At 72.2% G+C, this 12,413-nt stretch carries 11 protein-coding genes, 1 tRNA gene and 2 pseudogenes; 7 read left to right on the top strand and 7 right to left on the bottom strand.

Features of this window, described 5'->3' with window-relative positions:
- Nucleotides 1–30: 30 nt before the first annotated feature.
- The 5 genes and pseudogenes from V8690_RS37810 to V8690_RS37790 form a co-directional block, all read right to left on the bottom strand.
- The gene (locus tag V8690_RS37810) at nt 31–1,011 is read right to left on the bottom strand and encodes an alpha-ketoacid dehydrogenase subunit beta (protein WP_338784540.1); all 981 of its coding nucleotides are present in this window, start codon (nt 1,009–1,011) and stop codon (nt 31–33) included.
- The gene (locus V8690_RS37805; RefSeq protein WP_338784539.1) at nt 999–1,976 is read right to left on the bottom strand and encodes a thiamine pyrophosphate-dependent dehydrogenase E1 component subunit alpha; all 978 of its coding nucleotides are present in this window, start codon (nt 1,974–1,976) and stop codon (nt 999–1,001) included. The genes V8690_RS37810 and V8690_RS37805 overlap by 13 nt, the downstream gene beginning before the upstream one ends.
- Nucleotides 1,976–3,313 carry a Xaa-Pro peptidase family protein gene (locus V8690_RS37800; protein ID WP_338784538.1) on the bottom strand — a complete coding sequence of 446 codons (1,338 nt, stop codon included), beginning with the start codon at nt 3,311–3,313 and terminating at the stop codon, nt 1,976–1,978. The genes V8690_RS37805 and V8690_RS37800 overlap by 1 nt, the downstream gene beginning before the upstream one ends.
- 52 nt (nt 3,314–3,365) lie before the next feature.
- On the bottom strand, nt 3,366–4,013 hold the full coding sequence (locus V8690_RS37795) for an XRE family transcriptional regulator (RefSeq protein WP_338784537.1): 648 nt from the start codon (nt 4,011–4,013) through the stop codon (nt 3,366–3,368).
- A 98-nt stretch (nt 4,014–4,111) separates the two neighbouring features.
- Nucleotides 4,112–4,243 (bottom strand): annotated as a pseudogene (locus tag V8690_RS37790) (sensor histidine kinase); the annotation flags it as partial.
- 401 nt (nt 4,244–4,644) lie between these two features.
- On the opposite strand from V8690_RS37790, the gene V8690_RS37785 reads away from it, so the two are divergent.
- From V8690_RS37785 to V8690_RS37760, 6 genes are all read left to right on the top strand, one after another.
- Nucleotides 4,645–5,469 carry a hypothetical protein gene (locus V8690_RS37785; protein WP_338784536.1) on the top strand — a complete coding sequence of 275 codons (825 nt, stop codon included), beginning with the start codon at nt 4,645–4,647 and terminating at the stop codon, nt 5,467–5,469.
- A 137-nt stretch (nt 5,470–5,606) separates the two neighbouring features.
- Nucleotides 5,607–6,419, top strand: coding sequence for an SAM-dependent methyltransferase (locus tag V8690_RS37780; RefSeq protein WP_338784535.1), 813 nt, complete (start codon nt 5,607–5,609; stop codon nt 6,417–6,419).
- A 31-nt stretch (nt 6,420–6,450) separates the two neighbouring features.
- Nucleotides 6,451–7,854, top strand: a complete 1,404-nt coding sequence (locus tag V8690_RS37775; protein ID WP_338784534.1) for a glutamine synthetase family protein — start codon at nt 6,451–6,453, stop codon at nt 7,852–7,854.
- Between the two features lies 1 nt (nt 7,855).
- On the top strand, nt 7,856–8,995 hold the full coding sequence (locus V8690_RS37770) for an amidohydrolase family protein (protein ID WP_338784533.1): 1,140 nt from the start codon (nt 7,856–7,858) through the stop codon (nt 8,993–8,995).
- Nucleotides 8,996–9,070: 75 nt separating this feature from the next.
- The gene (locus tag V8690_RS37765; RefSeq protein ID WP_338784532.1) at nt 9,071–9,607 is read left to right on the top strand and encodes an NUDIX hydrolase family protein; all 537 of its coding nucleotides are present in this window, start codon (nt 9,071–9,073) and stop codon (nt 9,605–9,607) included.
- A 47-nt stretch (nt 9,608–9,654) separates the two neighbouring features.
- On the top strand, nt 9,655–10,641 hold the full coding sequence (locus V8690_RS37760) for a glycoside hydrolase family 43 protein (RefSeq protein ID WP_338785602.1): 987 nt from the start codon (nt 9,655–9,657) through the stop codon (nt 10,639–10,641).
- A gap of 42 nt (nt 10,642–10,683) precedes the next feature.
- On the opposite strand, the pseudogene V8690_RS37755 reads toward V8690_RS37760, so the two are convergent.
- A pseudogene (locus V8690_RS37755) lies at nt 10,684–11,192 on the bottom strand (chorismate-binding protein); the annotation flags it as partial.
- 282 nt (nt 11,193–11,474) lie between these two features.
- Nucleotides 11,475–11,548: transfer RNA gene (locus V8690_RS37750), tRNA-Pro, on the bottom strand.
- Nucleotides 11,549–11,683: 135 nt separating this feature from the next.
- On the opposite strand from V8690_RS37750, the gene V8690_RS37745 reads away from it, so the two are divergent.
- The gene (locus tag V8690_RS37745) at nt 11,684–12,385 is read left to right on the top strand and encodes a transketolase (RefSeq protein WP_338784531.1); all 702 of its coding nucleotides are present in this window, start codon (nt 11,684–11,686) and stop codon (nt 12,383–12,385) included.
- Nucleotides 12,386–12,413 lie beyond the last annotated feature (28 nt).

The raw sequence follows: 12,413 nt of genomic DNA, 5'->3' as shown, positions 1-12,413 counted from the left end.
GGGTCTTCGGTGCGTGGGTGGGCGGGCGGCTCAATAGGCGGCGAGTTGGCGGACCGCCGTGACGACCCTGTCGACGGTGGGGATGACCTGTTCCTCCAGTGCGTCGGCGAACGGCAGCGGGACGCACTCCCCCGCCACCCGCCGCACGGGCGCGTCCAGCAGGCCGAAGCCCTCGTCGGCGACGATCGAGACGACGGTGGCGCCCCAGCCGCCCTGGTACGGGTTCTCCTCGACGGTGACGAGCCGCGAGGTCCTGCGCAGTGAGCCGAGGACGGCCGCGGCGTCCAGCGGGACCAGGCAGCGCAGGTCGATCACCTCCACCTCGGTCCCCTCCCCCGACAGCACGTCGGCTGCCTTCAGCGCCAAGGGCACCGTGGAGGCGAGCGCGACGAGCGTGACGTCGGTGCCCTCGCGTACGACGGCGGCCCGGCCCAGCTCGACGACGTGACCGGGCGGTGGCGGAGCCCCCTTGGTGGCCAGGAGGGCCTTGTGCTCGAAGAAGACCACGGGGTCGTCGCTGCGGATCGCCGCCGCCATCATGCCGATGACGTCGGAGGGTGTGGCCGGTGCCGCGATCTTCAGGCCCGGGACGGTCAGTGCCCAGTTCTCGGTGGCCTGCGAGTGCTGGGCGCCGAAGCCGAGGCCGCCGCCGTTGGCGGTGCGCACGACGAGGGGCACCGTCACCTGGCCGCCGGTCATGTAGCGGACCTTCGGGATCTCGTTGGCGAGGTAGTCCCAGCAGCAGGCCAGGAAGTCGGAGAACATGATCTCCGCGACGGGCCGCATCCCGGTCATCGCGGCGCCCATCGCCGCACCCACGATGGCCTGTTCGGATATGGGCGTGTCCCACACCCGCTCGGGCCCGAACTCCGCTCGCAGACCCACGGTCGTCTTGAACACACCGCCGGCCGCGGCGATGTCCTCGCCGAGGCAGACGACCGTCGTGTCCCGGCGCATCTCGCGCGCGATGCCCTCGGCGACCGCCTCCCGGTAGGTGATCACGTCCGCCATGCGGCACCTCCGTCCGCCCACACGTCGGTCAGTGCCTCCCGCGGATCGGGCGGCGGCCCCGCCTTCGCCGCCTCCACGGCCCGCTCCACGAGGGCCCGGGCCCGCTCGTCCGCCTCCGCGACCGCCTCCGTGCCGACCCCCAGCTCGGCGAGCCGGCCCCGTGCGAGGTCCAACGGGTCGTGCTTCAGCCACCGTTCGACCTCCTCGGCCGGGCGGTAGCTCGCCGGGTCGGCGCGGCTGTGCCCGAAGTGCCGGTAGGTCTCGGCCTCCAGCACGGCGGGCCCGCCTCCGGCCCGGGCCCGGCGCGCGAGCCGCGCCACCGCCTCCTCGACGGCCACGACGTCGTTGCCGTCGACGACCTCGCCCGGTATCCCGTGGGCGGGCGCCCGGTCGGCGGCGGGCCGGGCCACCGCCGTGACCTCGGCGATCGGCGTGTACTCCATGTACAGGTTGTTCTCGCACACGAACAGCACCGGCAGCTTCCACACGGCGGCCAGGTTGAGCGACTCGTGGAAGGCGCCGATGTTGGTCGCGCCGTCGCCGAAGAAGGCGACCGCGAGCTGGTCCGTGCCGCGCAGCCGGGCCGACCAGGCCGCGCCGACCGCCATCGGGAGATGGGAACCGACGATGGCGTACGAACCGAGCATGCCGGTGGCCGCCTTGGTCAGGTGCATGGAGCCGCCCTTGGCCTTGCACAGCCCGGTCGCCCGGCTCATCAGCTCGGCGAGGCACTCCTCGGGGGTGGCGCCCCGGGCGAGGGCATGGTGGTGACCTCTATAGGTGGCGAACACGTAGTCGTCCGAGCGCAGCGCGGCGCTCGCACCCACGGCGATCGCCTCCTGCCCGGCGGCGAGATGCGTGGTGCCCTTCACCAGCCCCTGGAGGAACAGGTCGTGGGCGGCCTTCTCCGTACGGCGGATGACGGCCATCCGCTCGTAGCAGGCGAGGAGTCCGGCGGCGTCCATCAGCTCGCCCCGTCGCCACGCGAGGTGTTGAGATGGGACTGCGCCTCCCGGCGGGTGTTCAGCTCGCCGCCCACCGTCCAGTACTTGCGCCCGGCCACCAGCAGTTCCTCGGCGGGGAACTTGGTGATGACCTCGCAGCCGTCGGCGGTGACGACGAGCTCCTCCTCGATCCGGGCGGCGGACCAGCCGTCGGCGGCCGGCCAGTACGTCTCCAGGGCGAACACCATGCCCTCGTGAAGGACTTCGGGATGGTCGAGGGAGACCAGACGGCTGAAGATCGGCTTCTCCCAGATCGACAGGCCTACGCCGTGCCCGTACTGGAGGGCGAAGGCGGCGGTCTCGTCGGCGAAGCCGAACTCCTCCGCGCGCGGCCACACCCGCACGATGTCGGCGGTGGTCGCGCCCGGCCTGACGAGCGCGATCGCCCGGTCCATGTACTCACGGCAGCGCACATAGGCGTCCCGTTGCGCACGGGAGGCGCTGCCCACGGCGAACGTGCGGTAGTAGCAGGTGCGGTAGCCGAGGTGGCTGTGCAGGATGTCGAAGAAGGCCGGGTCGCCGGGGCGGATCAAGCGGTCGCTGTAGACGTGCGGATGCGGTGAGCACCGCTCGCCCGAGATGGCGTTGACGCCCTCGACGTACTCGCTGCCGAGGTCGTACAGGACCTTGGCCACGACGCCGACGCACTCGTTCTCGCGCACGCCCGGGCGCAGATGGCCGTACAGCTCCTCGTAGGCCGCGTCGACCATGGCACAGGCCTGGGTGAGCAGGGCGATCTCGTCGCCGGTCTTGATCCGGCGGGCCTCCAGGAAGACCTGCTGTCCGTCGACGACGTCGATGCCCTCGGCGCGCAGGGCGGCGAGGACCGGCATCTCGGCGACGTCGACGCCGAGCGGTTCGTTCGCCAGCCCGTGGTCGCGCAGCTCGGCGGCGATCTTGGCGGCGACGTCCTCGGCGATGCCCGCGTCCGGGTGGAAGGCCCCGCGCAGGGTGGAGATGCCGGCGCGGGCGCCGGTGGGCGGGCCGCCCTTGCCGTCGCTGTAGTCGAGCCACGGGTTGTACAGCTGGTGGTGGCGGGCGGCGGAGCCGAAGTCCCAGACGACCGGTTCGCCGTCGCGCACCAGCAGGGCGAAGCGGATCAGCTTGTCCATCGCCCAGGTGCCGATGTGCGTAGCGGTCATGTAGCGGATGTTGGCGAAGTCGAAGCTGAGCACCGCGCCCAGCTCGGAGCGGTTCAGGAACTCGCGCAGCCGGGCCAGCCGCTGTCCGCGCAGCCGGTCCAGGTCGATGCGCTCTTCCCAGTCGACGGCGTTGGGCCCGTATGTGCGGATCGCCATGGCGACCACCCCCACTTCGGAGTGAACGCCCGGGTCCTATGGGTGTCAAGTGTCACTGAACACCGGCGGACACGAACCAGACACCCACAGCCGGTACCTCTCCATCGTTGCGGTAGCGGTGGGGGGTCGTCGACTCAAAGCAGACGGCGTCGCCCGGGCGCACGGTGTACTCGTCGAAACCGAGGGTGAGGATCAGTTCGCCGGAGGTCAGATAGCCGTATTCGGTGCCGGCGTGCCGCATCAGGCCGCCGGAGCCGGAGGAGGAGCCGCCGGGCCGGTAGGTCACCAGCAGGAAGTCGACATCCGCGCCCGGCACCCGGCCGAGACGCTCCCATACGACGCCCGAGTCCAGCTCCAGGGTCTCGCGCTCACCCGCGCCGACCAGCGGGCCGATCCGCCGCCTCGGGTCGGCGGCGAGGGCGGAGAGGGCGGCGACGGCGTGCGGGACGGTGCCGGGCGGGTTCACGCCGGTCATCGGCGAGGAGGCCCGGGCGTCGAAGAGGGACTCGACGGAGAGGCCCAGGGCCGTCGTGATCGCGTACAGCGTGCTGACGGACGGCTGGCTCTTCCCGGTCTCGATCTGCGACACGAGACTCGCCGACACACCCACTTCCCGTGCGAGCGCACGCAGGCTCACCCCACGCTCCAGACGCGCCTGCCGGATACGCGCCCCGACGGGCGGCACGACGGCGGGGGACACGGGCGGCTCCTCTCACGAGCGGCGGGTGTGCAGCTACATTGAACAGCCCGGGCGGTGTGCCACGCCAGAGCCAAGGGGGCCGGCCCGTCTCGGACACCTCAGCCCTTGCCCACCGGGAACGTCGCCGTCACCTGCCACCCCACCCCCGCCCGCGGCCCCGCGCGCAGTTCGCCGCCCAGCGCCGTCAGGCGTTCCCTCAGGCCGACGAGGCCGAAGCCGCCGCCGTGGGCGGCCCCGGGGCCGCCGCCGCGGGCGATTCGCTGGTCTCCCCGTCGGTCACGGTCCGGCTGCTCAAGCAGTCACCGCGCCGGCGGCCGGCGGCACCGGCCCCATCGGCCCCGCTTTCGGGGGCCACTCACCCTGGTCGCCCTCGGCCGGACCAACGCCGAGATCGCGGCCGAACTGTACGTCTCCCTCTCCACGGCACGACGCACCCGTCCAGCGTGCAGCTCAAACTGGCCGCCCGGAACCGCGTCGAGATCGCGGCCTGGGCCTGGCAGAACGGGCACGCCCGGGCCGGAGCGTGAGGCGTCTCGGGTGACGCTCACCCGAACGGTCCGATGCCGGTGGTGGGCCGTCGGTGCCGGTGGTGCCCTGAGGACACGCGTCACGTTCTCAGGAGGCACTCCCGATGACCCGTCGTCCGTACCGGCTCGTCCGCGTTCTCTCCTGCGCCCTGGCGGCAGGCACGCTGCTGACCACCGCCGCCTGCTCGGACGACGGCGACGAAGACGGTTCGCGGATCTCGGGCGTCGCCGCGTCACAGGTCGCCGGGGAGCGGCAGACCCCCTCTCCCACCACCACCCTCACCGCGGACCGCGCCCGCACCGCGCTGATCACCGAGGCGGACATCGAGGACGACTGGACCCAGGTCAAGGACACGGAGGCGGAGAACTGGCACGACAGCCTGCTCATCGGCACGGTCGACGTCTCCGCCTTCCTCACCGCCAAGGCCCAGGCCGCCGACTGCCAACGGCTCCTCGACTCCCTCTTCGACGACGATCTGCTGGGCAGGCCGTCCGGACCGTCCGAGCTGCGCGGCTTCGAGCAGGGCGACTCGCGCATGCTGTACCAGGTCGCCTCCTACGAACGGACCGACCCGCAGGACTCCTTGAACTGGATGGCGAACCTGCCGGAGAAGTGCGACCAGTTCACCGTCACCGACGACGGTGAACAGCGCACCGTCCAGGTCGTCGAGACCTCGCTGCCCGGCGTGGGCGACGCCCGTGCGGGCCTGCGCGTGACGGTGCGGGGCAGGACCGGGGGCACGGAGGCCACGCTGACCCTGGACGTCGCCGCCGTACGCGTCGGAGACGACGCGATCACCGTCACGGCGGGCGGGCTCGCCGGGGGCGAGAGCGACTCCGTCGAGCAGGCGGCGCGGCTCGGCACCCAGCGCCTGGAAGACGTGCTGGCCGGCAAGACGCCCTCCCCGAACCCCGGCGAGGTCGAGTAACGCGGTCCGCGGCTCTCCACCGCCGCGCGCCCGACGGCCCCGCCGGTCTGCCGATTCCCGGGACAGCGTGATCATCGGAACGGCACAATGGCGGCGATGGCCGGTGTCGGTCGCTCGGGCGAGGAGAGGAAAGAGACGTGAGTGAGAGCCACACCCCGACGAGCGGCTCGGCGAGGCTGAACACCGGTGTGGCGCACAACGCGCGCGTGTGGAACTACTGGATCGGCGGCAAGGACAACTACGAGGTCGACCAGCGGGTCGGCGAGCACGTGGCCGGCATGTTCCCGATCATCCGGGACATCGCCCGGGCGGACCGGGACTTCCTGGGCCGTGCCGTGTCGTTCCTGGCCGGCGAGCGCGGAGTGCGGCAGTTCCTCGACGTCGGCACGGGGCTGCCGACGGCGGACAACACCCACGAGATCGCCCAGCGGCTCGCGCCCGACTCACGGATCGTCTACGTCGACAACGACCCGATCGTGCTGGTGCACGCCCGCACTCTGCTGACCGGCACCCGCGACGGCGTCACGGCCTACATCGACGCCGACGTGCACGACCCGGACGCCATCCTCGAACGGGCCGGGCACACCCTCGACTTCACCCGGCCAGTCGCCGTCATGATGCTGGGCATCCTCAACTTCGTCCTGGACCTTGAGAAGGCCCGGGACATCGTGCGCCGCGTGATGGCCGCGGTCCCCTCCGGCAGCTTCCTGGTCCTCACCCACCCGACCTTCGACGACGAGCTCGGCGGCGCGGGCCAGATCCCGGCCATGAAGTTCTGGAACGAGAACGCCACTCCCCCGATCACCGCCCGCAGCGGCGCGGACATCGCCGCGTTCTTCGACGGTCTGGAGCTGCTCGAGCCGGGCATGGTGTCGTGCGGGCAGTGGCGTGCCGACGCCGACTCGGCCGTGCTGGTGCCGCAGTACGGCGCGGTGGCCGTGAAGCCCTGACGCCCGGCGACCGTCCCGTCGAGGAGGACGTATGACGACCCTGGCCGACCCCGTGCCCGGCGGGCGTCCCGGTGATGTCGAGCGGGCCACCGCGCTGAGCGGCGAGCTGTCCGGGCGGGGTGTGCACGGCGTCGTGCTGTCCTACGTCGACACCGCGGGCATCGGCAGGGTGAAGACCGTCCCGACGGCCAGGCTCGCCTCGGCCGCGGCCTGGGGCGTCGGCATGTCCCCGGTGTTCGACACGTTCCTGGCGAACGACTCCATCGTCACCACCGACGTCCTCGGCTCCCCCGACGGCGATCTGCGCCTCTACCCGGACCTGGACGAGTTCGTGGTGCTGGCCGGGCAGCCCGGCTGGGCGTGGGCGCCGGTGGACCGGGTCACGCAGGAGGGGGAGCGGCATCCCGGCTGCGGGCGCACGTTCCTGCGCCGGGTCGTCACCGGGGCGGCCGAGCGGCACGGCCTGACGTTCAAGGCGGCCGTGGAGGTCGAGTGGACCGTGGCCCGCGGGGACGCGCCCGGCGACGCGTTCGTGCCCGCGACGACCGGTCCGGCGTACGGGGCCGCGCGGCAGGTGGAGCTCGGCGACTACACCGCCGACCTGCTGGCGGCGTGCGCGGCCCAGGGCCTCGACGTGGAACAGGTCCATCCCGAGTACGCGGCCGGGCAGTTCGAGATCTCGGTGGGGGCCGTCGACCCGGTGGCGGCGGCCGACCGCAGCGTGCTGGTGCGGCAGACGGTCCGCGCGGTGGCCCAGCGGCACGGGCTGCGCGTCTCGTTCGCCCCGGCCGTCGTGGGGCAGGGCGTCGGCAACGGCGGGCATGTCCATCTCTCCGCCTGGCGCGACGGGGTCAATCTGCACTCCGGGGGCGAGGGCCGGTACGGCATGACGGCCGAGGCGGAGTCGTTCGCGGCCGGCGTCCTCGCCCACCTGCGCGGTCTCACGGCGGTGACCGCGCCGAGCCCCGCCAGCTATCTGCGGCTCAGGCCCTCCCAGTGGGCCGGGGTGTTCACCGCGTGGGGCCGCGAGACCCGGGAGACCGCCCTGCGGGTCGTCACCGGCACGGCGGGCACGCGCGACCGGGCGGCGAACCTCGAGGTCAAGCCCGTCGACCTGGCCGCCAACCCCTACCTCGCGATCGGCTCCCTGATCGCCGCCGGGCTGGACGGCCTGGCCTCGTCCGCCGCCCTGCCCGAGGAGACCACCGGAGATCCGGCACGGCTGGGCGAGGCGGAGGCTGCGGCCCGGGGCGTACGGCGGCTGCCGGTCTCGCTGGAGCGGGCCGTCGAGGAGTTCCGCGAGGACGATGTGCTGCGGGCCGCCCTCGGCCCGGTCCTGGCCGACGCGGTGATCGCCGTACGGCGGGGCGAGCTGGCGTCCGTCGCCGGTCTCGACGACGACCAGGTGGCGGCGGCGTACCGGTGGAAGTACTGACGTGGGCGCGGTACGCGAAGCGCTCGACGCTCTGCGCCTGGTCGACCACCACTGCCACGGCACGGTTGCCGCCGATCTCGGCCGGGAGGCCTTCGAGCCACTGCTCACGGAGGGCGACGCGTGGCCGGGCGTCTCGCCCTTCGACAGCCCGGTGGGCGTGGCCGTGCGCCGCCACTGCGCTCCCCTGCTGGACCTGCCGCGGCACGCCCCCGTGGAGCAGTACCTGGCCCGGCGCTCGGAGCTCGGCCGGCGCGAGGTGCAGCGGCGCTTCCTGACCTCCTCGGGCACGGACGTCTTCTGCGTCGACACCGGTTACGCGCCCCACCGGCTCACGACCCCACGCGAGATCGCCGAGGCCGCGGGCGGGTCCGCGTACGAGGTCGTGCGGCTGGAGGGCGTCGCCGAGTCGGTGCGGGCGACGGGGGTGGAGCCGGACGCCTACGCGGACGCCTTCCGCGCTGCGGCGCTGGACGCCGTGCGGCGGCCCGGCGTGGTGGCCGTGAAGTCGGTGGCGGCCTACCGCACCGGTTTCGACCTGGACCCGGCCCGCCCCTCGGACGCGGAGGTCACCGGCGCCGCCCGGCACTGGGCCGCCCGCGGCGGCCGCCTGGACGACCCGGTCCTGGTACGGCACCTGCTGTGGACCGCCGTGGACCTCGGTCTGCCGCTCCAACTGCACACCGGGTTCGGTGACAACGACATCCGGCTGCACCGGGCCGACCCGGCCCATCTCACGGACTGGCTGCACCTGACCGCCGGGACGATCCCCGTCCTGCTGCTGCACTGCTGGCCCTACCAGCGGCAGGCCGGTTACCTCGCGGCGGTCTTCGAGCGGGTGTATCTCGACGTGGGCCTCACGCTCCACCACGTCGGCCCCGCCCGGGCCGGTGCGGTCCTCGCGGAGGCCCTGGAGATCACACCGTTCCGCAAACTGCTGTACAGCTCCGACGCCTATGGTGTGCCCGAGTTCTTCCACCTCGGGGCGCTCGCCTTCCGGCAGGGCCTGGCGGGACTTCTCCAGGAGCGGGTGGACGCCGACGAGCTGTCCCTGCCGGACGCGCTGCGGATCGCCCGGTGGGCGGGCCGGGACAATGCCCGGCGGGTCTACCGTCTCCCGGACGACTCCCCGGGAGACGGTTGAACGGCGTGGGGCCGGTCACAGTTCCTCCCGAGCGGCTACCCAGGAAGTCCGAACGGCTGAAAGTATGATCAAGCAATGTCTGACATGACCGAAACCACGCCCGGCTGGCTGTCCTCCGACGACCTGGAGATGGCGCGCGCCCGCATGCCGATCCTCTACGTCGAGGCGGTCCCGGTACGCGTCGACGACAGCGGGGAAGTCACCAGTGTCGGCCTGCTGCTGCGCATCGGGCCCGACGGAACGGTCAGCCGGACGCTGGTCTCCGGCCGCGTGCTGCACCACGAACGCGTCCGCGACGCCCTCCTGCGCCACCTGGAGAAGGACCTCGGCCCGGTCGCGCTGCCCCGCGTCCCGGCGTCGCTCCAGCCGTTCACGGTCGCGGAGTACTTCCCGACGCAGGGCATCACGCCGTACCACGACCCTCGTCAGCACGCGGTGTCCCTTGCCTACATCGTGCCGGTGACGGGCGACTGCCGGCCCCGGCAGGACGCCCTCGACCTCGTGTGGTTCAGCCCGCAGGAGGCCGTCTCGGAGGCGGTGCAGAGCGAGATGCCGGGCGGCCACGGGGTGCTGCTCAAGCAGGCGCTGGCCCACGCGGGCTGCGTGATCTGACGGGTGCGGGCCATCACCGAGGGGTGAGCTGATTGCGGCTTCCCGACATGCCGCTGCACGATCCGTTCGTCGTCGCCGACGGCGAGACCCGCACCTACCACCTCTATACGTCCAACGATCCCTCCGTATCGGGCGTGGACGGCACCGGCACGATGGTCTACCGCAGCCACGACCTGCGCGACTGGACGCGCCCCGTCGTGGTGTTCCTGACCGCCGAGCAGAAGGGCATCTGGGCGACGGACGGCGCGTGGGCGCCGGAGGTGCACGCCTGGGACGGCAGGTACTACCTCTTCACGACGCTGCACAACGAGAACCGGCCGCTCCCGGTCCCGCCACCCAACCAGTGGGGTGTCCCGTTCCGGACCCCGACCCATATGCGCGGCACGATCACGGCCGTCTCCGACTCGCTGCTGGGCCCGTTCACGGTGCTCGACCCGGCACGTCCCGTCCCGCCCGAGCACCTCATGACCCTCGACGGCACGCTGTACGCCGACCCGGCCGGGCAGCCCTGGATGGTGTACGCGCACGAGTGGCTCCAGACGATCGACGGAACCATGGAGGCGATCCGGCTGGCCCCCGACCTGTCCCGGACGGTCGGCGACCCGGTGTTCCTCTTCAAGGCCTCGGACGCGTCCTGGACCGCCGAGCAGATCCCCGCGGGCGTACCTCACCAGCTGCCGCCCTACATCACCGACGGCCCCCAGCTGTACCGCACCCCCGACGGGTCTCTGCTCCTACTGTGGTCGACCTACGAGAAGAACACGGCCGGCCAGGACGGCACGATCAGCGGCGGCTATGTGCAGACGTACGCCGTGTCGAAGTCCGGGGACATCCACGGCCCGTGGCAGCAGCACCGGCCGCTGGTCCGCGACGACAGCGGCCACGGCATGCTGTTCCACACCTTCGACGGCCGCCTGATGATGATCCTCCACCGGCCCTTCGAGAACGCACGCGGGAAGCTGTACGAGATGGAGATGCGCGGTCACCAGCTGAAGGTGCTGCGCCGGCGCGACGACCTGGACGGGGGCGGCTGACACAGCCCGGCCACGCTCGTCCCGCGGGAGCGGGAGCGGGTTTCATCTCGGTTCCGCGTGTTCGGGAGCGGTGAGGCGCAGGTGCGGGGCGACGCTGCGCAGCTTCTCGCAGGTCTCCTCCCATTCGCGTTCCGGGGCCGACTGGCCCATGACCCCGGCGCCCGCGCGCGGCCGGCTGCGGCCGTCGCGCTGGAAGGCCGTGCGCAGGACGAGAGCCGCGTCGAGGGAGCCGTCGGCGTCGGCGGTCAGGACGGCGCCGACGTACAGACCACGCGGCTCGCTCTCGTACCGGCTGATCGCACGCAGTGCCGCCGCTTTGGGGCAGCCGGTCGCGGTGATCGCGGGGAAGAGGGTCGCCAGAGCGTGCCAGGGGCCGTGTCCGTCGGCCAGTTGTCCCGCGACGCGTGAGGCGAGGTGTTGCACCGAGCCGCGTTCCCCGTCATGAACTCCCCGACGGCCACCGTGCCCGGGCGGCAGACCTGGGTCAGTTCCTCGACGGCGAGGCGTACAAAGATGGCGTGTTCGTGGATCTCCTTGGGGTCGCTCAGCAGGTGCGGGTGTGCGCGGGCCCAGTCACGCAGCAGCCGTCGAACGTTTCGCCTTGCCAGTAGCCGGATGCCCGGTAGCGCGCGGCGAGTTCCTCGGGCCAGGGCGTACAGCCGTCGAGCACGTGGATCCACCCCTCAGCAGGTCGCGTGAAGCTCCCGCCCGTCGACACATGATCCCTCTGTATGAGGTCGCCGCCGTCGCAGAGCCCGAGACGACCGCCGGAAACGACTGAGAGGCTGCTTCAACCTACGCTGAAACAGCCTCTCACCTGCGATTTCCGCAAGTCGGGACGACAGGATTTGAACCTGCGACCCCTTGACCCCCAGTCAAGTGCGCTACCAAGCTGCGCCACGTCCCGTTGCCCGTCTGACCTGGGGATTCCCCCGACCGAACGCGCAGGGAAACAATACCGCACTCGCGCCGGTGATCGCGCATCCGTTTCCGCGCCCCGCCGCTTGACCTCAACATTGGTTGAGGTTGCACGCTCGGGCGCATGACGAACGCGACGGACATGACCTACACGTACGCCGACCTGCCGGGGCTCATGGGCCTGATGACCGGCGACGAGAAGCACGGCCCGGCCGCGACGTCCACGCTGGACGTGCTGTGGGTGCTGTACGACCGGGTGCTGCGGGTGAGCCCGGAGCGGATGGCCGACCCGGAGCGGGACCGGTTCCTGCTGTCCAAGGGACACGGGCCGATGGCGTACTACGCCGTGCTGGCCGCCAAGGGTTTCGTGCCGGTGGGGTGGCTGCCGGGCTTCGGCTCGTACGACTCCCCACTCGGGCACCATCCCGACCGCACGCTCGTGCCGGGGGCCGAGATCGGCAGCGGATCGCTCGGGCACGGGCTGCCGATCGCCGTCGGTACGGCACTGGGACTGCGCGCCCAGGGGCTCGACGAGCCGCGGGTGTGGGCGCTGATCGGGGACGCCGAGCTGGACGAGGGCAGCAACCACGAGGCGATCGCCTTCGCCGGACCCGCCGGGCTCGACCGGCTGCACACCGTCGTCGTCGACAACTCCTCCGCGACACACGCCCGACCCGGCGGGATCACCGCCCGCTTCGAGGCGGCGGGCTGGTCCGCGCTGACCGTCGACGGCCGTGACCACGAGACGCTGTACGCCGCCTTCACCACACCGCACCCGGGCCGCCCTCATGTGGTCGTGGCCCGGGTCGAGCCCAAGTCCGCCTGACCTCCCCGCCGGAAAGGAACCAGAACTC

The organism is Streptomyces sp. DG1A-41 (genome assembly GCF_037055355.1).
Classification (GTDB): Bacteria; Actinomycetota; Actinomycetes; order Streptomycetales; family Streptomycetaceae; genus Streptomyces.
This window is presented reverse-complemented; position numbering and strand designations above follow the sequence as displayed.